At 68.4% G+C, this 23184-nt stretch carries 23 protein-coding genes; 21 read left to right on the top strand and 2 right to left on the bottom strand.

The features are described from left to right. Positions 1–45: 45 nt before the first annotated feature. From ACWDPV_RS02215 to ACWDPV_RS02200, 4 genes are all read left to right on the top strand, one after another. Complete coding sequence (locus tag ACWDPV_RS02215) at positions 46–792, top strand: phosphoglyceromutase (protein WP_348807453.1); 747 nt, start codon at positions 46–48, stop codon at positions 790–792. A 66-nt stretch (positions 793–858) separates the two neighbouring features. Continuing rightward, positions 859–1179 carry a GNAT family N-acetyltransferase gene (locus tag ACWDPV_RS02210; RefSeq protein ID WP_348807682.1) on the top strand — a complete coding sequence of 107 codons (321 nt, stop codon included), beginning with the start codon at positions 859–861 and terminating at the stop codon, positions 1177–1179. Positions 1180–1308: 129 nt separating this feature from the next. After that, on the top strand, positions 1309–2733 hold the full coding sequence (locus ACWDPV_RS02205) for a sensor histidine kinase (protein ID WP_449741585.1): 1425 nt from the start codon (positions 1309–1311) through the stop codon (positions 2731–2733). Positions 2734–2764: 31 nt separating this feature from the next. Beyond that, positions 2765–3451 (top strand): winged helix-turn-helix domain-containing protein, encoded by a 687-nt coding sequence (locus ACWDPV_RS02200; protein ID WP_449741584.1) that lies wholly within the window; start codon positions 2765–2767, stop codon positions 3449–3451. Between the two features lie 124 nt (positions 3452–3575). Here ACWDPV_RS02200 and ACWDPV_RS02195 read toward each other — a convergent pair whose 3' ends face one another. Then, on the bottom strand, positions 3576–4412 hold the full coding sequence (locus ACWDPV_RS02195) for a hypothetical protein (protein WP_449741881.1): 837 nt from the start codon (positions 4410–4412) through the stop codon (positions 3576–3578). 165 nt (positions 4413–4577) lie between these two features. Here ACWDPV_RS02195 and ACWDPV_RS02190 point away from each other — a divergent pair, with 165 nt between their 5' ends. From ACWDPV_RS02190 to ACWDPV_RS02140, 11 genes are all read left to right on the top strand, one after another. Next, positions 4578–5555, top strand: a complete 978-nt coding sequence (locus tag ACWDPV_RS02190) for a Ppx/GppA phosphatase family protein (protein ID WP_348807448.1) — start codon at positions 4578–4580, stop codon at positions 5553–5555. Between the two features lie 74 nt (positions 5556–5629). Further along, complete coding sequence (locus ACWDPV_RS02185; protein ID WP_449741583.1) at positions 5630–7546, top strand: DoxX family protein; 1917 nt, start codon at positions 5630–5632, stop codon at positions 7544–7546. Next, complete coding sequence (locus ACWDPV_RS02180) at positions 7543–8442, top strand: sugar phosphate isomerase/epimerase family protein (protein ID WP_449741582.1); 900 nt, start codon at positions 7543–7545, stop codon at positions 8440–8442. Before ACWDPV_RS02185 ends, ACWDPV_RS02180 begins: the two co-directional genes overlap by 4 nt. A gap of 23 nt (positions 8443–8465) precedes the next feature. Next, positions 8466–9347: a thioesterase family protein gene (locus ACWDPV_RS02175; RefSeq protein WP_449741581.1), complete on the top strand. Its 882-nt coding sequence runs from the start codon at positions 8466–8468 to the stop codon at positions 9345–9347. Between the two features lie 91 nt (positions 9348–9438). Then, positions 9439–10272, top strand: a complete 834-nt coding sequence (gene proC / locus ACWDPV_RS02170; RefSeq protein ID WP_348807688.1) for a pyrroline-5-carboxylate reductase — start codon at positions 9439–9441, stop codon at positions 10270–10272. 287 nt (positions 10273–10559) lie between these two features. Next, the gene (locus ACWDPV_RS02165; RefSeq protein ID WP_348807443.1) at positions 10560–10790 is read left to right on the top strand and encodes a helix-turn-helix domain-containing protein; all 231 of its coding nucleotides are present in this window, start codon (positions 10560–10562) and stop codon (positions 10788–10790) included. 280 nt (positions 10791–11070) lie between these two features. Beyond that, positions 11071–11172: a 30S ribosomal protein bS22 gene (locus ACWDPV_RS02160; RefSeq protein ID WP_003402602.1), complete on the top strand. Its 102-nt coding sequence runs from the start codon at positions 11071–11073 to the stop codon at positions 11170–11172. 133 nt (positions 11173–11305) lie between these two features. After that, the gene (locus ACWDPV_RS02155; RefSeq protein WP_348807442.1) at positions 11306–12358 is read left to right on the top strand and encodes an NAD-dependent epimerase/dehydratase family protein; all 1053 of its coding nucleotides are present in this window, start codon (positions 11306–11308) and stop codon (positions 12356–12358) included. A 178-nt stretch (positions 12359–12536) separates the two neighbouring features. Beyond that, entirely contained in the window at positions 12537–13688 is a 1152-nt protein-coding gene (locus tag ACWDPV_RS02150) for a lysophospholipid acyltransferase family protein (protein WP_348807689.1), read from the top strand. A 42-nt stretch (positions 13689–13730) separates the two neighbouring features. Then, a complete protein-coding gene (locus tag ACWDPV_RS02145) occupies positions 13731–14408 on the top strand; it encodes a hypothetical protein (protein ID WP_348807440.1) in 678 nt (225 codons plus the stop codon). Positions 14409–14421: 13 nt separating this feature from the next. Next, a complete protein-coding gene (locus ACWDPV_RS02140) occupies positions 14422–15588 on the top strand; it encodes a zinc-binding dehydrogenase (RefSeq protein WP_348807439.1) in 1167 nt (388 codons plus the stop codon). 12 nt (positions 15589–15600) lie between these two features. On the opposite strand, the gene ACWDPV_RS02135 is transcribed toward ACWDPV_RS02140, so the two are convergent. Next, positions 15601–16767, bottom strand: coding sequence for an HAD family hydrolase (locus tag ACWDPV_RS02135; protein WP_449741580.1), 1167 nt, complete (start codon positions 16765–16767; stop codon positions 15601–15603). 133 nt (positions 16768–16900) lie between these two features. On the opposite strand from ACWDPV_RS02135, the gene ACWDPV_RS02130 reads away from it, so the two are divergent. The 6 genes from ACWDPV_RS02130 to hemB all read left to right on the top strand — a co-directional run bounded on the left by ACWDPV_RS02130 (position 16901) and on the right by hemB (position 23171). Further along, positions 16901–17170, top strand: a complete 270-nt coding sequence (locus tag ACWDPV_RS02130; RefSeq protein ID WP_348807438.1) for a glutaredoxin family protein — start codon at positions 16901–16903, stop codon at positions 17168–17170. A 236-nt stretch (positions 17171–17406) separates the two neighbouring features. Further along, the gene (locus tag ACWDPV_RS02125) at positions 17407–18105 is read left to right on the top strand and encodes a redox-sensing transcriptional repressor Rex (RefSeq protein ID WP_348807437.1); all 699 of its coding nucleotides are present in this window, start codon (positions 17407–17409) and stop codon (positions 18103–18105) included. Between the two features lie 20 nt (positions 18106–18125). Then, on the top strand, positions 18126–19526 hold the full coding sequence (locus ACWDPV_RS02120) for a glutamyl-tRNA reductase (protein WP_449741579.1): 1401 nt from the start codon (positions 18126–18128) through the stop codon (positions 19524–19526). Further along, the gene (gene hemC / locus ACWDPV_RS02115) at positions 19523–20470 is read left to right on the top strand and encodes a hydroxymethylbilane synthase (RefSeq protein ID WP_348807435.1); all 948 of its coding nucleotides are present in this window, start codon (positions 19523–19525) and stop codon (positions 20468–20470) included. Before ACWDPV_RS02120 ends, hemC begins: the two co-directional genes overlap by 4 nt. A 54-nt stretch (positions 20471–20524) precedes the next feature. Next, a complete protein-coding gene (locus tag ACWDPV_RS02110; RefSeq protein ID WP_449741578.1) occupies positions 20525–22183 on the top strand; it encodes a uroporphyrinogen-III synthase in 1659 nt (552 codons plus the stop codon). A gap of 10 nt (positions 22184–22193) precedes the next feature. After that, positions 22194–23171, top strand: a complete 978-nt coding sequence (gene hemB, locus ACWDPV_RS02105) for a porphobilinogen synthase (protein ID WP_449741577.1) — start codon at positions 22194–22196, stop codon at positions 23169–23171. Positions 23172–23184 lie beyond the last annotated feature (13 nt).

The raw sequence follows: 23184 nt of genomic DNA, 5'->3' as shown, positions 1-23184 counted from the left end.
CGATGTGAGAAGAGCGCCGGGGCGGTCTGTGGGAGACTATCGACCATGAGCAACGGCACCCTGATCCTGATGCGGCACGGCGAGAGCGAATGGAATGCGTCCAACCAGTTCACCGGTTGGGTCGACGTGGCGCTCACCGACAAGGGCAAGGCCGAGGCGGTGCGGGCCGGCGAGCTGCTCGTCGAGCACGATGTGCTGCCCGACCTGCTGTACACCTCGCTGCTGCGACGGGCGATCTCCACGGCCCAGATCGCGCTGGATGCTGCCGATCGGCACTGGATCCCGGTGATCCGGGACTGGCGTCTGAACGAACGTCACTACGGGGCGCTGCAGGGGCTGAACAAGGCCGACACCCTCGAGAAGTACGGCAACGAGCAGTTCATGCTGTGGCGTCGCAGCTACGACACCCCGCCGCCGCCGATCGATCCCGAGTCGGAGTACAGCCAGACCCACGATCCGCGCTACGCCGACCTGCCCGAGGTGCCGCTCACCGAATGCCTCAAGGACGTCGTCGTGCGTCTGGTGCCGTACTTCGAGGAGACGATCGCCGCGGATCTGAAGGCGGGGAAGACCGTTCTCATTGCCGCGCACGGTAATTCGCTGCGCGCCCTGGTGAAGTATCTGGACGGGATTTCCGACGCCGACATCGCGGGCCTGAACATCCCGACCGGCAATCCGTTGCGCTACGACCTCGACGAGAACCTCAAGCCGCTCAATCCCGGCGGCACCTATCTCGATCCGGAAGCCGCCGCCGCCGGGGCCGCGGCCGTCGCAGCACAGGGGCAGAAGTAGCCGCTGGTGTGATCCGTAACACAATCGTCATGGTGTCTGTCATGTGACGCGCGCTACATTGGGTGCATGGCAGATCCGGGGCACCTGCGCATCGCACACTCACCTGCGCGAGAGCGGTACGAGGCAGTTCTGAGCAATGACGCGGACGGTGACGAGGTCACCGTCGGATACGTGGATTACGTATCCGAGCCGTATCAGGTCGTGTTGACCCACACCGTGATCCCGGACGCGTACTCCGGTCGCGGTTATGCCGGCAAGCTGGTGAAGGCCGTTCTCGACGACATCCGGCCGACGGGCAAACAAGTGGTGCCGGTCTGTTCGTATGTTCGGCATTTCATCGAGCAGCATCCCGAATACGCCGACATGGCGGTGCCGGTACCGCAATAGGCGAGTCGGCGAGCCGTTATGCACCACGTAGGTGGCTCAGGTCACGAAATGGTCGAACAGCACGTGAACGGCAGTCGAATTGTGCCGTCGCGAATGTTCGTGGTGTTTGCGGGACCGTAAGCTGCGACTGTGACCGCTGCATATATTGCCGGAGTCGTCGCGGCAATCGTGCTCGCGGTGACCGTCGGATTCGTGCTCGGGCGCGTCAACTGGTCGACAGGTGGTTCTCGAGCCTGGTGGACAGGTGGATCTCGAGCGTGGCGTGATCGTTTCGCGCGCTCCACCGACCCCACCGACGGTGCCCCCGCCGAGTCGTCGCGCAGTCTCATCGCCGAACACGATCCCGGTGATTCCGCGGCCGAGGTACCCCGTCTGGTGCCCGAGTCGGCGGCCCTGCGGGAATTCGACGTCCCCACCGTCACCGACGACGGCCGGATGACCAAGGCCGGATTGCTCAGCCTGATCGTGCGGCATTCCGAGGTGGCCGTCGCCGTGGTCGACGAATTCCGCGACGTTGTCCTCTACAACCAGCGGGCCGTCGAACTGGGCATGGTCGCAGAGCACCTGCTCGCCGAACCGGTCTGGCAGGCGTCGCTGGTGGCGCTGGGTTCCGGCGAGGACGAACGATTCGACTTCGTGCCGCCCACCTCGACGCTGGGTTTCCTCTCGACCGGCCGCGCGGCCAAACGGACCGCGGAATCGGTGCGGTGCCTGGCCCGCGTCGGTGCCTACGGCGACGAGCGCTACGTGATGGTCTACGGCACTGACGACACTGAGAACCTGCGTGTGGAGGCCACTCGCCGCGACTTCGTCGCCAACGTGTCCCACGAACTCAAGACCCCGGTGGGGGCGATCGGGTTGCTCGCCGAGGCGATGCTGGAATCGGCCGACGACCCCGAATCGGTGGAGCACTTCGGTCGCCGCGTGGTCGCCGAGGCCCACCGGATGGGCAACATGGTCACCGAGCTCATCGCCCTGTCGCGACTCGAGGGCGGCGAAACCCCCGAGTTCACCCGCGTCGACGTCGACGAACTGATCAGTACCGCACTCGACCACGCCGCGATCAGCGCGGAGGCGGCCGGCATTTCACTGCGTTCCGACGACCCGATCCACGTGACGGTCCGCGGAGACCGCATGCTGCTGCTGACGGCGCTGAGCAATCTGATCGTCAACGCCATCGCCTACTCGCCGGCCAAGACGACCGTCTCGGTCAGTCGCCGGGTGACGACGATGAACGGGGTCTCGATGGTGTCGATCGCGGTCACCGATCGCGGCATCGGCATCGGCCCCGCCGATCAGCAACGAGTCTTCGAGCGGTTCTTCCGCGTCGACAAGGCCCGGTCACGCCTCACCGGCGGAACCGGTCTGGGCCTGGCCATCGTCAAACACGTCGCCGCCACCCACGACGGCAACATCAACCTGTGGAGTCAGCCCGGAACCGGCTCGACCTTCACCCTGTCCATCCCCCAGTCCCACCCCCGCAGTGACGCCGACGTCCACGACGCCGACGCGGGTGGCGAATCCGTGAGACGACGTGCGGATCAGATCGCATGACCCGTCAGCCCGAACAAGTGAGGAGTAATTGGTGACGCACGTACTGATCGTCGAGGACGAGGAGTCGCTGGCCGACCCGTTGGCATTCCTGCTGCGCAAGGAAGGCTTCGAGGCCAGCGTCGTCAACGACGGTGCGCAGGCGCTGTCCGTATTCGACCGGATCAGCCCCGACATCGTGCTGCTCGACCTCATGCTTCCCGGGGTCCCCGGCACCGAGGTCTGCAAGGCGCTGCGCGCCCGGTCCAGCGTTCCGGTGATCATGGTGACCGCCCGCGACAGCGAGATCGACAAGGTCGTCGGACTCGAACTCGGCGCCGACGACTACGTGACCAAGCCGTATTCGGCACGCGAACTCATCGCCCGCATCCGGGCGGTGCTGCGCCGCGGCGGGGACGTCTCCGACGACGATCTGGCCTTGGTGGTGCTGGAGGCCGGTCCGGTGCGGATGGATGTCGAACGGCACACGGTGGCCGTCAACGGTGAGTCGATCACGTTGCCGCTCAAGGAGTTCGACCTCCTCGAGTATCTGCTGCGCAACTCCGGGCGGGTGCTCACGCGCGGTCAGCTGATCGACCGGGTGTGGGGTGCGGACTACGTCGGCGACACCAAGACCCTCGACGTGCACGTCAAGCGGCTGCGATCCAAGATCGAACCCGATCCGGCCTCGCCGAAGCATCTGGTGACCGTCCGCGGACTGGGCTACAAGTTCGAACCCTGATCGACCGATATGAACGCGGTGTGAGAGGTCGCTCGTGTCGATATACGACGCGAGGGACCGCTGACACCGCGTTGATATCGCTTGTCGGCATGGCGGGACACCCCCCACTCACATGGGTCCCGTGTCAGGCGGGTTCGATGTCGAGCAATTCGTACTTGATGTCGCTGCTGCGGCGGGTGGTCGCGGCGGTGGTGGCCGGATGCACGGCGACCAGCCCCAGTTCGTTGCGACGGCGGCAGGCGTCGGCGAGGACACCGTAGGCGGCGGCACCGATGAGTTCGGTGAGCTCCGGCTCATACGACTGCCACACCTGGGTGGCACCGATGTGCGCGTCGGGCGAACCCGAGCAGTACCACTTGAGGTCGTGGCCGCCCTCACCCCAACCGCGCCGGTCGTATTCGGTGATGGTGGTCTTGAGGATCTGGGTGCCGTCGGGCCGATCCACCCAGTCCTGGACCCGGCGAACCGGAAGTTGCCAGCACACATCGGGTTTGACGGTCAGCGGCTCCAGTCCGCGGCGCAGCGCCATGGCGTGCAGGGCGCATCCCGGACCGCGGTCGAAATCCGGCCGGTTCAGAAAGATGCACGCGCCCTTGTGAAGTCGCGTCTTGAGGGCGGGTTCGTCGTCGATCTCGTCCTCGATCAGATAGCCGCGCGGCCCGAGGGGGTCCTTGCCAGAGCCCTTTTTGTAGAACTGCCAATCCTTTTCGGTGAGCAGCGACATCCCCTTGGCCAGACGTTTGCGGTCGTCCTTGTCCGACAGGTAGGCGCCGTGGGTGCAGCACCCGTCGCTTTCCCGGCCGTCGACGATGCCCTGACACGCCGGGGTGCCGAACACGCAGGTCCAGTGCGAACACAGCCAGGTGAGGTCGGCGTTGATGACGTGTTCGGCGTTCACCGGATCGTTGAACTCATACCACTCACGCGGAAAATCGAGATCGACCTCGGGAGCAGGGGTGATCCGCTGGATGGGAAGGGACTTGGCCACGAAGACAACGGTAACCGCAGGGTGGCCAGGAGTGCGCAATCGCCGCCCCGGCGTGACGTCCCCGCGACATCCCGACGCCGCACACCGATCGGCCACCCGCGCGTAAAACGCAGGCGGCCCACCTCTTATCGTGTAACCGTGCGTTTAGGAGTCCTCGATGTGGGCAGCAACACGGTCCACCTGCTCGTCGTCGATGCCCACCGCGGCGGGCATCCCACCCCGATGAGTTCCACCAAGGCCGTGCTGCGTCTCGCCGAACACATCGACGGCCAGGGTCGCCTCGCCGACGGTGCCGCCGAACGGCTCGTCGACTCGATCGAGGAGTTCACCCTCATCGCGAAGAGTTCCGGCTGCCAGCAGATGATGGCGTTCGCCACCTCCGCGGTGCGCGACGCCACCAACTCCGACGCGGTGCTGGCCCGGGTGGCCGCCAAGACGGGCGTCACGGTCGAGGTCCTGTCGGGACGCGACGAGGCCCGCCTCACCTCGCTGGCGGTACGTCGCTGGTACGGCTGGAGCGCCGGACGGATCCTGGCCCTCGACATCGGTGGCGGGTCGCTGGAGATGTCCAATGGCGTCGACGAGGAACCCGACGTGGCGCTGTCGCTGCCGCTCGGCGCTGGCCGGGTGACCCGCGAGTGGCTGCCCGACGACCCGCCGGACCGCCGCCGGATCGGCGTGCTGCGGGACTGGCTCGACGCCGAGATGCGGCCCGTCGCCAAAGAACTCCTCGAACCCGGCAAACCAGATCTCGCGGTCGGGACGTCGAAGACCTTCCGGAGCCTCGCGCGACTCACCGGTGCCGCCCCGTCGGGTGCGGGACCGCGGGTCAAACGCAGCCTGACGGCCAGTGGTCTGCGCCAGCTCATCGCCTTCATCTCCCGGATGACCCGCGACGACCGCGCCGAACTCGAGGGGGTCAGCAGTGATCGTGCAGGTCAGCTCGTCGCCGGCGCTCTTGTGGCCGAGGCCGCTATGCGTGGCCTCGGGGTCGATACACTGGAAATCTGCCCATGGGCGTTGCGCGAGGGGGTCATCCTTCGTCGTCTCGATGCCGAGCCTACGGACGCATCCGATCCGGCTGCTTCCGGCCTCGAGGCCCGCGACGTCCGCTGACAGATGCGACACCGGTCGCGGGTGATCGGCTCGCCGGAGCCGGTCGCCGAGCTGAAGGACGGAGAACGCACTCGATGGCGAACGACACCCGACCGAACGAACCCGGATCCTCGGACGGGGGCCCACGCGACGATGCGACGGACTCGCGGCCGATCTCGGTGTCGGAGTTGCTGGCCCGCACGCAGGCCGCCGACGCCGGGTCCGCGTCGTCGACCGGCCGGTCGCGCGACGGCCGTGGTCGACGGCGAGCCGGCCGCAGCGGTGCCGTCTCGGTGTCCGAACTCACCGGTGAGATCCCCAAGGTGACCGGCCCGGCCGCCTACGACACCCCGAAGTCCGACACCCCGAAGTCCGACACCGCGCAGCCGGATACCCCGCAGTCGGGCACCGGTACGGCACCGGCCGCTGCGTCGACCCCGGCTCCCGCCGCGCCCGCTCCCGCATCGCCGGCCGGGCCGCCGACCGCCCCGTGGTCACCGTCGCCGGAATCCCGCTCGTTCCCGCGGGCCTCCAATCCGCTGGCCCGGCGCGGACCCGATGCGGTGCCCGCACCCGATCAGGCATCCCGCACACCGGCACCGACGGCACGCACGTCGAGTGGGATGCCCGGATTCGCCCCACCGCCGACCCGCGACTTCAGCTCCCGTGCCGTATCGGGTCGTCTCGGGTCCGAGTCGACGGACACCGGGTCTCCGAGCGAGGGTGCTCCGAAGCCGGCAGCGGCCGAGAACACCGCCAATGACGAGTTCGAACCGTCCAACGCGGTGACCGGGATCATCCCGGTGGTCGAGAGCGCCGACGAGGACATCGTCGACGAGGGCCACACCGGAGGCGGCGCCACCGAATCGTCCGAGAAGGCGCCCGCGAGCAGCAGATTCTCCGAGGTCATCGACGACGACTTCGAGGCCTACCGGTCGTTCGCCGACGTGGAACCCGAGGCCGAGGCTCCGGGCGGCGGCAAGAAGCGCCGCTGGTTCTCCCGCCGCACGAAGCCGGCCGCAGCCGCCGCGGCGGGAGCAGGCGGGGTGGCCGCCGCAGCAGCAGCGGCGAAAACTGGTTCCGCACAACAGGATTCAGCGGACACCAGTGTTGCGGCGTCGGAACCCGATGCCCTCGCCAAGGATCAACCCGACGATGTCGCCGCGGATGCGGTCACCGGCATCATCCCGATCGTCGACGGCCCGGAGATCGGCGAGGACGTCGTGATGGTCGACACCGACGACGTCGAGGGTGTGGATCTCGCGGGTCCGCAGGATCGCTTCGCCGAGATCATCGATTCCCCCGAGATCGACGCCGCAGACCCCGCGGCACCGGATATCGACGACGCGGACACCGAGCTTCCCGACACCGCCCCGGCCACCTCGGTGGACGTCACCGAAGACCTCGACGCCGCTGCGATCGAGACGGGGAACGGCGAACCCGCCGACACCGTCGCCGCCGGTGTGTCTGAGTCCGACGTGCTCGAGCCGGAATCCGACGACCTCGCCGACGATGAGGACGGTGACTCCGGGGTGAGCACCGCCGCCCTCGCAGCCGGCGGACTGACCGGGGTGGCCGGCGCCGCCGCGGCCGGTCGGGCACTGCGCAGCGACGACGAAGCCGACGAGACCGACACCGCCAAGAGCACCGGCGACACGACCGGCAAGACCGGCGACGCCACCGCGAAGGCCGAGCAGCCGAAGAAAAAGAAGCGGGACAAGCGCAAGCCCGGGAAGAGCGAGTCGGACGGACACTCCCCGGCGCTGTCGTGGCTCGCCATCGTCGCCGAGGTCGTCGTGGGGCTCGTCGTCGGCGTCGGCCTGTTCTGGGGCTTCACCGAGCTGTGGCGCTGGAATCCGTACTTCGCACTGATCCTGGCCGTGATCGTCATCTTCGGCATCGTGACCTTCACCCATCTGGTGCGGCGCACCAACGACCTCGTCACGACGTTGCTCGCGCTCGCCGCCGGACTCATCGTCACGATGGGGCCGCTCGTGCTGCTGGCGACGTGACCGAGGCGTCGGGGCGCGCGCCCGTCGACCCGGTTCGCCCGGAGATCGCCATCGGGTTGTCCACGGCGTCGGTGTATCCGCAGAACACCGAGGCCGCCTTCGCCTACGCGGCCGAACTCGGATACGACGGGATCGAGCTGATGGTGTGGGGCGATCCGGTCAGCCAGGACATCCGCCACGTCGAATATCTGTCGAACAAGTACCAGGTACCGGTCCTGTCGGTGCACGCCCCGTGCCTGCTCATCTCGCAGCGGGTGTGGGGGCGTGATCCGATCGCCAAGTTGGCGCGGTCGACCGAGGCGGCGGAGGTCCTCGGCGCGGCGACGGTGGTCGTGCACCCACCGTTCCGGTGGCAACGCACCTACGTCGCGGCCTTCGACGACCTGGTGGGGGAGTTGTCGGAGTCCTCCGGCGTGGGGGTCGCGGTGGAGAACATGTTCCCGATGCGCGCGGACCGCGCGTTCGGCGCCGGAACGCGGTCGGCGCGTCGCCTCGCCCGCCGCGGCGGCACCCCCGGGCCGGCGGTCTCGGCCTTCGGCAAATCCATCGATCCCACCGACGACGGTTACGGTCACTACACCCTGGACCTCTCACACACCGCGACGGCGGGCACCGACGCGGTCGGCCTCTACGAACGCATGGGCACCAACCTGTCGCATCTGCATCTGGCCGACGGTTCGGGTGCGGCCACCGACGAACACCTGATCCCCGGCGACGGGACGCAGCCGTGTGCCGACGTGTGCCGGCGCATCGCCGACAGCGATTTCGCGGGCGCGGTGGTGTTGGAGGTCACCACGTCGTCGGCGCGGACCAAACCCGAGCGTCAGGCGATGCTGGCCCGTTCGCTAGATTTTGCCCGGCAACATCTCAAACGGGAGACGAGCCGCACGCGGTGATCCGCGGTGGTGAAGAGGGTGACATGACCGACAAGCTGGCCGAACTGCTGGATCTGCGGGTGATCGGGCCCGCGGCCGATCGTGGGGACGGCAGCGGTCCGTCGATCACCTACGGCGTCACGATCGACGACGCCTTCACCGTCGGACCGAAGGTGCACGGCGGCAGCATGCAGATGGTCATCGCCCGCGCCGCCCGGTTGGCCCTCGACGACCTCGCACCCGCGGATGCCCCGGACACGGCACTGCACACCGCCGACGTGGTGCCGGTGGCGATCTCCAGTGACTACCTCGCCGCGCCCGACCCGGCGCAGGTCGAGCTGACCGCGACGGTCCGCAAACGGGGCCGCACCGTCACCCTGGTGCACGTCGACCTCACCCAGAACGGCCGCGTGATGGTGTCGTCGTCGGTGACGCTGGCCCGCCCGGACACCGGGACGGCGCATCATTCGTCGCCGACGGTGCTCGACGACCTGCCCGTCGAACCGGCCGCCGACGCCATCTCCGTGGGCGAGACGCCGCTGTCGGACGTGATGCATCTGGGGCAGGCCCTGGACCTCGGTCTGGACCCGGCCACCTTCCCGGTGATCCGAGGGGAGAAGGGCGACCCGGTCATCCGGGGGTGGGCCCGCCCCCGTGACGCCGCACCCGACTCGTACTTCTCGGTGCTGGTGTGTGACATCTCGCCGCCGGTGGTGATGAACCTGGCGTTGTTCGGGTGGGCGCCGACCGTCCAGTTGACCACCTACATCCGTCGGGAACCGGCGTCGGGCTGGCTGCGGTTCGCCGCGACCACCGTCGAGGTCGGTGCCGGCATGTTCGAAGAAGACCATCTCGTGGTGGACTCGACGGGTGCGGTGGTGGCGCAGTCGCGTCAGCTCGCCCTCATCCCGCAACGGCAGCGGTGACCTGCACCGATCACCGCCCCACGCTCCTCCGACCAACCCGACGATCCGCCCGTCCACGGGCAGATCGCATCTGCAGAAAGGCTTTCCAGTAGTGAGCGAACGTATCGCGATCATCGGCGGCGGCAAGATCGGCGAGGCCCTGCTGGCCGGTCTGATCGCCGCCGGCACACCGGCCAAGGACCTCGTCGTCGTCGAGCGGGTCGCCGACCGCGCGGCCGAGATCGCCGACGAGTACGGGGTACTCGTGACCGAGGACGTGTCGGTGGCCGCCGAGAGCGCCCAGTATGTGTTCCTCGCCGTCAAACCCGACGACGTCGAGCCGGTCATGCGCAAACTCGCCGCCGCCGAGGACAACGCCGAATCCGAACGGGTGACGGTGTCGTTGGTGGCCGGTGTCCCGATCTCCAGGTTCGAGACGATCCTGCAGGCCGGATCGCCGGTGGTGCGGGTCATGCCGAACACCCCGATGCTGGTCAACGAGGCGATGTCGGCGGTGTCGGCGGGCCGGCACGTGGACGCCGAGCAGTTGCGCGCGGTCACCACGCTGCTCGGCAGCGTCGGCCGGGTGACGGTGCTGCCGGAGAAACTGATGGACGCGGTGACCGCGGTGTCGGGGTCCGGACCCGCGTACGTGTTCCTGCTGGCCGAATCGATGATCGATTCGGGTGTGGCGCTGGGGCTGACCCGCGCCCAGTCCACCGAACTGGTGGTGCAGACCATCCGCGGTGCCGGGGTGCTGCTCAGCGATTCCGGCCTGTCGCCGGTGGATCTGCGTGCCGCGGTGACCTCGCCGGGTGGCACGACCGCCGCCGCCATCCGTGAGCTGGAGACCCATGGTCTGCGTTCGGCGATGTACGCGGCCACGAAAGCGGCCTCGGATGTGAGCCGCGCGTCCGGACGCCGCGTCGACGGTGAGGGTGTGTAGCGGGGACCGGAATTGTCGACTATCGGCGCAATTCTGTCGGCAATGTCGAGCTGACATTGAGGGTTGCTGGCGCTGCCATGCCGGGCCATGTTTCCCACAATTAGTGGTCGTCGCGCCCGAAACCCCAGTATGTTGTGGGCGAGGACGCCCGAAATGGAATTTCCTGGCCACTCACGTCGCTTTTTTCACATCTGCCACGCTAAGCTCCTTTAAGCACGTGCGTGTCTGATGTCCGCCGGAGGGGAAGCCGGCGGCCGCGACGCGTGCTCCGGAGGTATGAGAATTTCATGACGCCTGCAGAGACTCCAGGAGACAGGTCGGCGGCCGGCAATGCCGGAGCCGGATCCCAGTTCCTCACCGTCGCAGAGGTCGCATCCCTGATGCGTGTGTCCAAGATGACCGTGTACCGCCTGGTGCACAACGGTGAACTGCCCGCGGTTCGCGTGGGTCGTTCGTTTCGCGTGCACGCCAAGGCCGTGCACGACTACCTCGAAACGTCCTACTTCGACGCCGGATAACACCGATCCCGCCCGACCGGCCCGGGGCCACCGGCGACCCCGGTGGCCCCGGGCGGGCATGTTCTCCTCCGCTGTGACCCGTCGGGATGCGATTTCTGTTCCGTGGGGTCGGGCCGGTAGTGTGGACAATCGGCTACCCGATCCGGCCCGCAGGCTCCCGGTGTCACCGGGGTGCTCAGCCATGTGGATGCACCGTTGTGGGTGCACCGCGTGCGGTGGCCGGCCCGCAGCATCCTGCGGGGTAGGAAGAACGTTGCACGTGAAGTGAGGAAGTACCCCGATGGGCTCAGTGATCAAGAAGCGCCGCAAGCGCATGTCGAAGAAGAAGCACCGCAAGCTGCTTCGCCGCACCCGCGTGCAGCGTCGCAAGCTCGGTAAATAGGCTCCGGCCCCGCGCGGGCACGACCGCCACGAGAACCCGCCCACGTGCGGGTTCTTGTCGTCGATGGGGGCGGTGACCCTGCCGCCGGGCACTGCGGCGAGCCGACCCGGGGCGCCCCGGCTAGCCTGGTCCCATGCCCGACTCCCCAGACCAGCTGCCCCGATCGGTTCTCGTGACCGGTGCGTCGACATTTCTCGGCGGCTACCTGGTGGCCCGGCTGGCCGCCAATCCCGAGATCGAGCGGGTGATCGCGGTGGACTCGCGGGTGCCCCGTAAGGACCTGATGCGCCGGATGGGTCGGGCGGAGTTCCTGCGTCTAGACATCCGACGGCCGGCCATCGCCAAGGCGATCGCGAACTACGAGGTCGACACCGTCGTCCACGCGGCCACCTCGATCATGGACACCGCGCCGCACTCCACCGCGATCAAGGAGTTCAACGTGGTCGGGGCGATGCAGGTGTGCGCGGCCGCGCAGCGCAGCCCGTCGGTGAAACGGCTGATCCTGCGGTCCACGGCCATGGTCTACGGCGCGAGTGCAAGCGATCCCTCGCACTTCTCCGAGGAAACCCGGGCACGCCGCGAACCCACCCGCAGCTACGGTCGTGACCTCCTCGACGTGGAGGGGTACGTGCGCGGGCTCGGCCGTCGACGCCAGGACATCGAGGTGACCATCCTGCGGCTGCAGGCCATGCTGGGCCCGCGGATCAACACCCGGATGGGCTCGCATCTGTCGCTGCCGGTGGTGCCCACCGTGTTCGGGTTCGCGCCGCGGCTGCAGTTCCTCCACGAGGAGGATGCGCTCGCGGCGATGGAGCATGTGACGCTGGTGAGCCGGCCGGGCACCTACAACGTCGCCGGTGACGGCGTCGTGACACTCGCGCAGGCGGTGCGCCGGGTGGGCCACGTCCCGCTACCGGTGCCGGGCCGCCTGCTCGCACCGATCACCGGCGTTTTGCAGGATCCTCGATCGGCCAAACTTCGAAGTTCCCAAACTGAATTCTTGACTTACGGGCGGGTTTTGGACACCACCCGAATGCGGACCGAACTCGGGTTTGCACCGCGTTTCACCACAATGGAGACCCTGGATGATTTCATCGCCCGTGGCGGGGTGAATCCTGTTGTGAGCGCGGCGAGTTGGCGTGGACTGGAACGGCGCGCGGTGTCTCTCGCACTGGCGCTTCGGTGATTCGTCGCCAACCCGCGGGATGGGAATCGACTTGTGTGGCAGGAGTTGTCGGCTTCGCCAATACGGGGACGCGGCTGCGAAACGCTGCAGCGTTCCGTATCATGAGGTCTCTACGTGTCGGGGCGTCGAAAGGCTCGTTTCCGGTGCATTGTCGCGTCGAATGAAAATTTTCTCTGAAATGGAAGAGTGGGGTGAGAGCGTGGCCGGTGGTTCGGTACCCGATACGCGCACCGCGAAGGTCATTCAGCTCTACGCGAGCTCAGGGGGGCATGGTGGTCGAGGTTTCGACGCGGGCAAGGGACGCCACCCGAGTCAGCAGGTCGCCCATCCCCGGCAGCCCGGCCCGATCACCCATCCCAACACCGACGGCTTCGGCAGTTCGCCGGCCTCGGTGACACCCATCAGCGACGAGGTGGTCGTCGACGACGGCCTCGGCGTCGAGCATCAGGTGCGCTCGTCGCCACTGTTCAGCCTCGGTGGGATCCGCAGTGCCGTTGCCGATTCACTCACTGCCACAGCAGGTTTCATTCGCGAGCGGATGACCGGTGATTACGAGATCGACGATTTCGGATTCGATCCGCACTTCACCGAGGCGGTCTGGTTGCCTGCGGTGCGCCAGCTGTATCAGAAGTGGTTCCGCGTCGAGGTCACCGGCATCGAGAACCTGCCCGTCGAGGGTGGTGCGCTGCTCGTCGCCAACCACGCCGGCACCATCCCGGTCGACGCGATCATGACCTCGGTGGCCGTCCGCGACAATCATCCGACCGGTCGCCATCTTCGAGTTCTGGCCGCCGATATGGCTTTCGACACCCCCGGTGTCAGTGAGGCCGCGCGCCGCATCGGCGCCACCCTCGCCTGCACCAGCGACGCCGACCGCCTGCTCCGGCAGGGTGAACTCACCGCGGTGTGGCCGGAGGGCTACAAGGGGATCGGCAAGCTGTACAAGGACCGCTACAAATTGCAGCGGTTCGGGCGCGGCGGATTTGTCACGACGGCTTTGCGCAACGCCGTCCCGATCGTCCCGGTCTCGATCGTCGGATCCGAGGAGATCTACCCGATGATCAGCGACCTGAAGCCGCTTGCGCGGGTGCTGGGACTGCCGTACGTGCCGATCACCCCGTTGTTCCCGTGGCTCGGTCCGCTCGGCGTCATCCCGCTGCCGTCCAAGTGGCACATCCACTTTGGGCGTCCCATCGAAACCGACGGATACGATGCCTCCTCGGCCGAAGACCCGATGGTGGTCTTCGACCTCACCGACCACGTCCGCGAGGACATCCAGCAGACGCTGTTCCGGATGCTGTCGCGGCGCGGAAGCGTGTACTTCGGCTGAGCGCGTGACCCGAGCGTCGCGGTGCGCGCTACTGTGACAGGCATGAGTTTTGACGCCGATCTCGGCCCCGTCGACGTCGTCGTTGTTCGATTCCCGACCCTGCCGATTCCCGCGTCGGGATTCGATCTGCTCGACGATCGCGTCTCCTCCGGCCGGGTGAACGTCCTCGACATCGAGTTCGTCTCCCGCTCCGCCGACGGCGCGGCCATCCGGCTCGACGCCGGCACCGTCGGCCTCGAGACGCTCACCGGAGCCGACAGTTCTCTGATCGATGAGGGCGGCATTGCCACCGCCGCAACAGAACTCGCCGACGTTGAGGCCGCCGCGATCGTCGTCTACGAGGATCTGACCTTCCTTGCGGTGATCGGGGCGATGGGCCGCCGACGGCGGGTCGATCATCACCAAGGGACCTGTGCCGGTCGACGATCTGATCGGCGCGCTCGACGCCGCCGAAGGGAACCGAGCATGAGTTTGATCCGCACCGCCACCCGCGCCGCCGTCGCGAGCTCGGTTCACGACCGGGTTCAGCGTCGCCAACAGCAACGCTCGGCGCAGCAGGCACCGGCCCGGCCTGCGGTGCCGCAGCCGGCGCCGGTCCAGGCCGCCGAATCGGCCGCCGCCGCCCCCACGACGGCTCTGATGAACGACCTCACCTCGTTGCGACCGGCCGGCGTGGTCACCGACGCCGAGTTCGCCGACATCTCGTCTATCTTCGGCTGATCAGGAGGACAATGTGCGTGCAGTCATCTGTCACAAGGGCGAACTGACGGTGCAGGAGGTCGACGCACCCGAACCCGGCAAGGGGGAGGTGCTGCTGCGGGTCCGGCGGGCCGGGATCTGCGGCTCTGATCTGCACGCACGATCCGATGGCGACGAGACCGCCGACCTGGCCGCCGAGATCGGCTATCCCGGCTTCATGCGGTCGGAACAGTCGGTCATCCTGGGCCATGAATTCGTCGGTGAGGTGGTCTCCTACGGACCGGGATGCCGCAAGAAGTGGGCGCCGGGGACCGCGGTGGTGTCGCTGCCGATGCGCCGGCACGACGGCCAGCCGCATCTCACCGGTCTCGATGAACTCGCGCCCGGCGCCTTCGCCGACTTCGTCGTCGTCGCCGAGGACATGACGATGGATGTGCCGCACGATCTTTCGCTGGACGAGGCGGCGCTCACCGAACCGCTGGCGGTGGCCTACCACGCGGTGCGACGCGGGGAGGTGGGACGCCGCGACGTCGCCACCGTGATCGGTTGCGGCCCCATCGGACTCGCGGTCATCGCGATGCTCAAGGCGACCGGGGTGCGCACGGTGATCGCCAGCGACCTGACCGCCGGACGCCGCGAACTCGCCCGCCGCGTGGGTGCCGACGTCGTCGTCGACCCAGGCGTCGAGTCACCCTTCGACATCACCGCCGAGAAGGGCCGCTACGTCTCGACGGTGCCCCAACTGTTCGACGCGGCCTTCGACGGGATGCGTACCCTACGCCGGATTCCGTTGGTGCCGTGGGCATCGGTGTTCCACCTCGCCGACCGCCTCGGGGCCACGCCGACGGGGCCGGCGATCTTCGAATGTGTCGGCGTGCCCGGCATGATCGAGCAAGTGCTCACCGCCGCGCCGTTGCGGTCGAGGATCATCGTCGTCGGCGTGTGCATGCAGGCCGACCGCATCCGGCCGGCGATGGCCATCAACAAGGAACTCGACCTGCGTTTCGTGTTCGGCTACGACCCGGCCGAATTCCACGACACCCTGCAGATGATCGCCAAACGCGAGGTCGACGTCCGCCCACTGATCACCGCGACCATCGGCCTCGACGGAGTGGCCGAGGCCTTCGACGTGCTCGGTGCGGCCGAACAGCATGCGAAGATCCTCATCGATCCGGCCAGTGAGGTCAGCGCGCTCTCGTAGCGTTTCGGCAGATCAGCGCTTACGCAACAGCTTCGTCGCCGCTGCCGCGGTGCCGCCGGCCGCGCCGATCACCAAAGCCGTTCCGGCGCCGTACTTTGCGGCCTTGCGGGCGGTGCGGAAGTCATACATCTCCCAGCCGCGGACCTTCGCGACGTCACGCAGGTCGGCATCGGGGTTGATGGCGACGGCCGTGCCCACCAGCGACAGCATCGGCACGTCGTTGTGCGAGTCGGAGTAGGCGGTGCACCGTTTGAGGTTGAGTCCCTCGCGAATCGCCAACGCACGCACGGCATGTGCCTTACCGGGACCGTGCAGGATGTCACCGACGAGGCGACCGGTGAACACACCGTTGCGGCTCTCGGCAACCGTGCCCAGTGCACCGGTCAGGCCCAGGTGATCGGCGATGGTCTGGGCGAGTTCCACCGGGGTGGCGGTGACCAGCCACACCTGCTGCCCGGCATCGAGGTGCCGCTGCGCCAAAGCCCGTGTGCCCGGCCAGATCTTGTCGGCGATGTACTCGTCGAAGATCTCCTCGCCGAGTTCGGCGAGCTCGGCGGTGGGGCGTCCGGCGATGAAACTCAACGCCTTCTCGCGGCCCTCTGCGACGTCGTTGGCGTTCTCCTTGCCGGTGATCCGGAACTTCGCCTGCGTCCACGCGAAATCGAGAATGTCGCCGTAGGAGAAGTACTTTCGGGCGGCGAGGCCACGCGCGAAGTGCACGATGGAGGCGCCTTGGACCAGGGTGTTGTCGACGTCGAAGAATGCCGCCGCGGTCAGATCGCGTGGCACCTCGGGTTCGGTGTCGGCCGGTGGCCGGGTCCGCAGGGTGTCCAGGGCGGCCTTGGCGCTGGCCTCACCGGCGAGCGACTGCCGCAATTCCTGTGCGGTCTGCCGGAACCGTCCGCCGGCGGCGCTGGCCCGCTCGGTCAGCCACGCGGTGACCCGATTGCTCTCCTCGTCGGGATCGTGCGGTTCGTCGGCGTCGTCGTGGTCGTCGTCCGCGGCGGTCGAACCCCCGTCGACACGGTCGGCGTGTGCCTCCCAGTCGTCGGCCGAAGGTTCGGCACCCTCGGCCTCGACGGGCGCGGACACCGGTGACTCCGACGGCCCCGAGTCCGAGGCCTCGTCGGAGCCCGGGACGCCGACCGGATTCGTGTCACCGTCCGAGGACACACCCACAGTTCACACCTCCGAGACGGCCCTGTGCGGGCGGTTGGGGCTCGACCCCTACAGCCTAGCGGGGCTGTCAGACTGGACCGTGCAGCCGGGCGTGCCGACGCCCACCGAACCCTCGCCGCGACCGGAGGTCCCCATGCCGATCACCCTGCTCAGCCGCGCCGGATGTGCCGCGTGTGTCGGTGCACGTACCGACCTGGAACGGATCTGCGCCGATTTCGGTGAACCGGTCGAGGTCGTCGACGTCGACGCCGCCGCCGAGGCGGGCGATCCGAGTCTGCGCGCCGAATTCGGTGACCGGCTGCCGGTGATCCTGCTCGACGGTGAGGAACACGGCTACTGGGAGGTCGACGAACCGCGCCTGCGCGCCGACCTGACCGCTCGGGCCGCGCGTCACGACGCCTGAGACGCCTGACCGGGTTCCGGGTCCCCCGCTCCGTTGACAGCGCTCTCGTCCGCATTGACAGCGCTCTCGTCCACACTGACAGCGCTCCCACCGGATGTGACGTCGCCCGCCCGCGTTGCGAAATCGTCCTCGGCGGGGTAGTGGCGGGGGCGTACCCCGTCCGGTATACGCTGATCGACATTCGACGCGGGCACGCCACGGCTGCCCGCCTGGCGGACGGAAGCGGGTGTGCGGCAGTGAGCGTCGGTTCGGTATCCGGTGACATCCCCGACCCCACCGTCGCCCGTCTCGCCGCCTATCTGCACGTCCTGCGGTCCTTCTCCCAACGCGGCGTCGTCGTCGCCTCCAGCGGCCAGCTGGCCACCGCTGCGGGGGTCAATCCGGCGATCCTGCGCAAGGATCTGTCCCACGTCGGCGCCAACGGGGTGCGCGGCGTCGGATACGACGTGAGCAAACTGACCGCGCGGATATCGAACGCGCTACACACGGACGTCACGGTGACGGTCGCCCTCGCCGGCGCCGGTCGCCTCGGGCGCGCCCTGCTCACCCACACCGGCTTCGGCCGCGGATTCGAGGTGTGCGCCCTCTTCGACGACGATCCCGACGTCGTCGGCACCGTTCTCGACGATGCGACACCGCAGGTCCAGGCCCTCGAGGCGATCGCCGAGGTGTGTTCGGATCCGATGGTCGGGCCGGTGGAGATCGGGGTGGTGGCCACCGCCGACGACCAGGCCCAGACGGTGGCCGACGCGTTCACCCGCGTCGGTGTCCGGCAGCTGCTGAACGTGACGCCGGTGAGCCTTGTGGTGGACTCCGATGTCGTCGTCCGGCAGGTTGATCTAGCCTTGGAACTACAGGTGCTGGCCTTCACCGCGTCACGGACCCCGGTCGCGGAGCGTCAGGGCCGGGATTTGCGTGCAGTGGTGGACCGATAGGCGATGAAAACGGTGGCGGCGTGAGTGTCTTGTTGTTCGGTGTCTCGCATCGAAGTGCACCAGTGGAGGTGCTCGAGCGAATCGCGGTCTCCGACCACGAACGGCCCAAGCTCGTCGACGAGCTCCTGAGCTCGCGGGCGATCAGTGAGGCGATGCTGGTCTCGACGTGCAATCGCGTCGAGATCTACGCCGTCGTCGACGCCTTCCACCCCGCCCTCGAGGCCGTCGGCAACGTCGTCGGCGAGCACTCCGGCATGACCATCAACGACCTCACCAGCCACGCCTACGTCCGGTACTCCGAGGCGGCCGTCGAGCATCTTTTCACCGTCGCCGCCGGCCTCGACTCGCTTGTCGTCGGTGAGCAGCAGATCCTCGGGCAGATCCGCAACGCCTACCTCGACGCCGACTCCAACCACAGCACCGGACGCGTGCTGCACGAACTCGCGCAGCAGGCCCTGCGCGTCGGTAAGCGGGTGCACACCGAGACCGGCATCGATCGCGCGGGCGCGTCGGTGGTGTCGGTGGCGCTGCATCGCGCCCAATACCTGCTGGCCGGCGCATCCGGGTCGAGCGACGAGCCGGCCATGCGCTCGGCGGTGGTCGTCGGTGCCGGCGCGATGGGGGGCCTGGCGACCGCACACCTGGCCCGCGAAGGTGTCCGCAGCATGGTGGTGGTCAACCGGACCGTTGCCAACGCCGAACACCTCGCCGGCAACATCACCGCCAACCACGGCATCGAGGTGCGCGGCGTCGGATTCGACGACCTGCCCGCGGTGATGGCCGACGCCGACGTCGTCGTCGCCTGCACCGGGTCGGTCGGTTCGGTGATCGGCGTCGGTGACGTGCATTCGGCGCTCGCCGCCCGCGGGACCGCCGGAAACGCCGGGAAACCGCTGGTCATCTGCGATCTCGGGTTGCCACGCAATGTCGATCCGGCGGCCGCGCGGCTGCCCGGTGTGCATGTCGTGGACATCGCCGGGCTGCGTGGCATGACCGAGGCCAAGGCCGCCGAGGACGACACCCTCGCCGCCCGGTCGATCGTCGCGGGTGAACTCGCCGACTACCTGACCGCACAACGTCAGGCCGAGGTCACGCCGACCGTCGCGGCCCTGCGGCAGCGCGCAGCCGACGTGGTGGAGGCCGAGATCCTGCGCCTGGAGACCAAACTTCCCGGACTCGACGATCCGCAACGCGACGAGGTGGCCAAGGCGGTGCGACGCGTCGTCGACAAGCTGCTGCACGCGCCGACGGTGCGCGTCAAGCAACTCGCGTCGACCCCGAACGGTGACCACTACGCCGAGGCGCTGCGTGAGCTCTTCGAGCTCAAGCCGGGTGCCGCCGAGGCCGTCAGCGCCCCCGAGTCCGGGCTCGCAGAGTCCGGCGATCGGGGCATCACCGCATCGGAGCAGGCAGAACAGTGACCGACACCGACACCCGGGCCGTCATCCGCGTCGGCACCCGGGGCTCCCTGCTGGCCCGCACCCAGACGCAGACCATCGTCGACGCGCTGATCGCCGCCGGGCATCCGGCCGAGCCGGTGATCATCAAGACCGCGGGCGACGCCTCGGCCGCACCGGTCGCCGAGATCGGCGTCGGGGTGTTCACCACCGCGCTGCGCGACGCGCTGCACAACCGCGAGATCGACGTCGCCGTGCACTCGTACAAGGACCTGCCGACCGCACCCGATCCGGGGCTGGTGATCGCGGCCGTCCCACCCCGCGAGGATCCCCGAGATGCGCTGGTCAGCAAGGGTGGGCAGGTCCTCGGTGAACTCCCGCCCGGGTCGACGATCGGCACCTCCGCCCCGCGACGGGCGGCACAGCTTAAAGCATTGGGTCTCGGTTTGGAAATCCGCCCCCTACGAGGCAACCTAGATTCTCGGTTGGGCAAAGTCGCCAGCGGCGAACTCGATGCGGTCGTCGTCGCGCGGGCCGGGCTCGTACGAATCGGAAGGGCCGACGAGGTCACCGAGGCGTTCGATCCGGTGGTCCTGTTACCGGCTCCGGCGCAGGGCGCGTTGGCCGTGGAGTGTCGCAGCGACGATGCCCAACTGGTGAGAACTCTCGCCGAGTTGGACGACGCGTCCACCCGTGCGTCGGTCGACGCCGAACGTGCGGTGCTCGCGGCCCTGGAGGCCGGGTGTACCGCTCCGGTCGGAGCGATCGCAGAGGTGGTCGAATCGCTCGATGACGACGGGCGCATCTTCGTCGAACTGTCGCTGCGTGCGGCGGTGGCGGCCGAGGACGGATCCGATGTGATCCGCGCTTCGGTGGTGGGTCCGGTGGAACGTGCCGACCAGCTGGGCAGGGATCTCGCGGCCGAACTGCTGGAACTGGGAGCAGGCGAACTCGTCGACTCTCCCTAGTTCCGGCAAGGAACACACAGCCCTCACCGTACGAGGGCAGGAGAGTGCGAACGCATGAGCCGTACGACCAAGAAGGCCACTCCGGGGCGGATCTTTTTCGTGGGGTCCGGGCCCGGGGACCCAGACCTGCTGACCGTGCGGGCGCGGAGTGTCATCGCCTCCGCGACCACGGCCTACGTCGACCCGGATGTCCCCGCCGCCGTGGTGGCGATGATCGGCGGGGCGCACCGTCCCGAACCCGCCGACTCCGGCCGCCGGGCCGCCGCCAAGACACCCAAGAACGAGACCGGCGACGACGCGCCGGCCACCGACGTCGCGCCGACGCCGGAGGAGACCGAGGAGCAGGTCGTCCATCCTGCGCTCGGCGATCCCGGCGAGGTCGCCAAGACCCTGGTCGCGGCCGCCAAGGCCGGCGACGACGTGGTGCGCGTCGTCTCCGGTGACCCGCTGACCACCGATTCGGTGCTCACCGAGGTGCACGCGGTGGCACGCACCACCATCACCTTCGAGGTGCTGCCGGGTCTGCCGGCCGCATCGGTGGTGCCGAGCTACGCCGGCATGCCGCTCGGTTCGAGCCACACCCAGGCCGACGTGCGCGCCGAGGGCGTGGACTGGGCCGCGCTGGCCGCCGCCCCCGGCCCGCTGGTGCTGCACGCCACGTCCGGGCATCTGGCCGAGACCGCGAGCGCACTGACCGAACACGGCCTCGCCCCGCAGACACCGGTGGCCATCACCGTCAACGGCACCACCTGCGGGCAGCGCACCATCGAGGCCACCCTGGTCACGCTCAACGAGTTGGGTAACGCGTTGTCCGGACCGTTGATCCTCACCGTCGGCAAGGTGGTGACCCAGCGCGGCAAGCTCTCCTGGTGGGAGTCGCGGTCGCTGTACGGCTGGACCGTGCTGGTGCCCCGCACCAAGGATCAGGCCGGCGACATGAGCGATCGCCTCGTTTCGCACGGTGCCATCCCCAAGGAGGTGCCCACCATCGCGGTCGAGCCGCCCCGCAGTCCGGCCCAGATGGAAAGGGCCGTCAAGGGTTTGGTGGACGGCCGGTACCAGTGGGTGGTGTTCACCTCCACCAACGCGGTGCGCGCGGTGTGGGAGAAGTTCGCCGAGTTCGGTCTGGACGCGCGAGCCTTCTCCGGCGTCAAGATCGCCTGCGTGGGCGAGGCGACCGCCGAGCGGGTGCGCGCCTTCGGGATCAACCCGGAACTGGTGCCCTCGGGTGAGCAGTCCTCCCTCGGCCTGCTCGAAGACTTCCCGCCGTACGACGACGTCTTCGACCCGGTGGATCGAATCCTGTTGCCGCGCGCCGACATCGCCACCGAAACCCTCTCGGAGGGGCTGCGTGAGCGGGGCTGGGAGATCGACGACGTCACCGCGTATCGCACCGTGCGCGCGGCCCCGCCGCCCGCCGAGACCCGCGAGATGATCAAGACCGGTGGCTTCGACGCGGTGTGCTTCACCTCGAGTTCCACCGTCCGCAATCTCGTCGGTATCGCCGGAAAACCGCACGCGCGCACCATTGTTGCGTGCATCGGGCCCAAGACCGCGGAGACCGCAACGGAATTCGGGCTGCGCGTGGACGTGCAGCCGGAATCCGCGTCGATCCCCGACCTCGTCGACGCGCTCGCCGAGCACGCCGCCCGGTTGCGGGCCGAGGGGGCCTTGCCGCCGCCGCGCAAGAAGTCCCGGCGGTCGCGGTCCTAGGGGGTCGGTGATGGCTCCGGTGATCCGTCCCCGACGTCTGCGCACGAGCGCCGCGATGCGGCGACTCGTCGCCGAAACCGTGCTCGCGCCCAGCGATCTGGTGCTGCCGATGTTCGTCGCCGACGGCATCGACGCGCCGCGGGAGATCTCGTCGATGCCCGGGGTGTATCAGCACACGCTCGACTCCCTGCGCAAGGCCGCCGACGAGGCGGTCCGCGCCGGAGTCGGCGGGCTGATGCTCTTCGGGGTGCCCGCAGCGGCGGCGAAGGATGCGTGCGGTTCCGGTGCCGATGATCCCGACGGCGTGCTCAATCGTGCTCTGGCGGTACTGCATTCGGATCTCGGTGACTCGACGGTGCTGATGGCCGACACCTGCCTCGACGAGTTCACCGATCACGGCCATTGCGGCGTCCTCGACGACGCCGGCCGCGTCGACAACGACGCGACCCTCGATCGCTACATCTCGATGTCGTTGGCGCAGGCCCGATCCGGCGCTCACCTGCTCGGTCCGAGCGGCATGATGGACGGTCAGGTCGCCGCGATCCGCGCAGCCCTGGACGCCGAAGGATTCACCGACACCGGCATTCTCGCGTACGCGGCGAAGTACGCGTCGGCGTTCTACGGTCCCTTCCGCGAGGCCGTCGGATCGTCGTTGCAGGGCGATCGGCGCACCTATCAGCAGGACGGTGCCAACCGCATCGAGTCGCTGCGCGAGGTGCGCCTGGACCTCGACGAGGGCGCCGACATCGTCATGGTCAAACCCGCGATGAGCTACCTCGACATCGTCCGCGACGTCGCCGAGATGGCAGACGTGCCGGTCGCCGCGTACCAGATCTCCGGTGAGTACTCGATGATCACCGCCGCCGCCGAACGCGGCTGGATCGACCGCGACGCCGCCATCGCCGAATCGCTGCTCTCCATCAAGCGGGCCGGCGCGAAGATCATCCTGACCTACTGGGCTGCCGAGGTCGCTGCCGCGCTGCGCTGACAGCGCTCTGCTC

The organism is Gordonia sp. NPDC003504 (assembly GCF_053587995.1).
The sequence above is the reverse complement of the archived record's forward strand: the minus strand, read 5'-3'. Positions and strand labels throughout refer to the sequence as shown.

What these genes read in the sequence shown, in the direction of transcription:
- ACWDPV_RS02215 (WP_348807453.1), top strand. Translation starts at nt 46, where the DNA reads ATGAGCAACGGCACCCTGATCCTGATGCGGCACGGCGAGAGCGAATGG.
- ACWDPV_RS02210 (WP_348807682.1), top strand. Translation starts at nt 859, where the DNA reads ATGGCAGATCCGGGGCACCTGCGCATCGCACACTCACCTGCGCGAGAG.
- ACWDPV_RS02185 (WP_449741583.1), top strand. Translation starts at nt 5,630, where the DNA reads ATGGCGAACGACACCCGACCGAACGAACCCGGATCCTCGGACGGGGGC.
- ACWDPV_RS02175 (WP_449741581.1), top strand. Translation starts at nt 8,466, where the DNA reads ATGACCGACAAGCTGGCCGAACTGCTGGATCTGCGGGTGATCGGGCCC.
- ACWDPV_RS02165 (WP_348807443.1), top strand. Translation starts at nt 10,560, where the DNA reads ATGACGCCTGCAGAGACTCCAGGAGACAGGTCGGCGGCCGGCAATGCC.
- ACWDPV_RS02160 (WP_003402602.1), top strand. Translation starts at nt 11,071, where the DNA reads ATGGGCTCAGTGATCAAGAAGCGCCGCAAGCGCATGTCGAAGAAGAAG.
- ACWDPV_RS02155 (WP_348807442.1), top strand. Translation starts at nt 11,306, where the DNA reads ATGCCCGACTCCCCAGACCAGCTGCCCCGATCGGTTCTCGTGACCGGT.
- ACWDPV_RS02150 (WP_348807689.1), top strand. Translation starts at nt 12,537, where the DNA reads ATGGAAGAGTGGGGTGAGAGCGTGGCCGGTGGTTCGGTACCCGATACG.
- ACWDPV_RS02145 (WP_348807440.1), top strand. Translation starts at nt 13,731, where the DNA reads ATGAGTTTTGACGCCGATCTCGGCCCCGTCGACGTCGTCGTTGTTCGA.
- ACWDPV_RS02130 (WP_348807438.1), top strand. Translation starts at nt 16,901, where the DNA reads ATGCCGATCACCCTGCTCAGCCGCGCCGGATGTGCCGCGTGTGTCGGT.
- ACWDPV_RS02110 (WP_449741578.1), top strand. Translation starts at nt 20,525, where the DNA reads ATGAGCCGTACGACCAAGAAGGCCACTCCGGGGCGGATCTTTTTCGTG.
- hemB (WP_449741577.1), top strand. Translation starts at nt 22,194, where the DNA reads ATGGCTCCGGTGATCCGTCCCCGACGTCTGCGCACGAGCGCCGCGATG.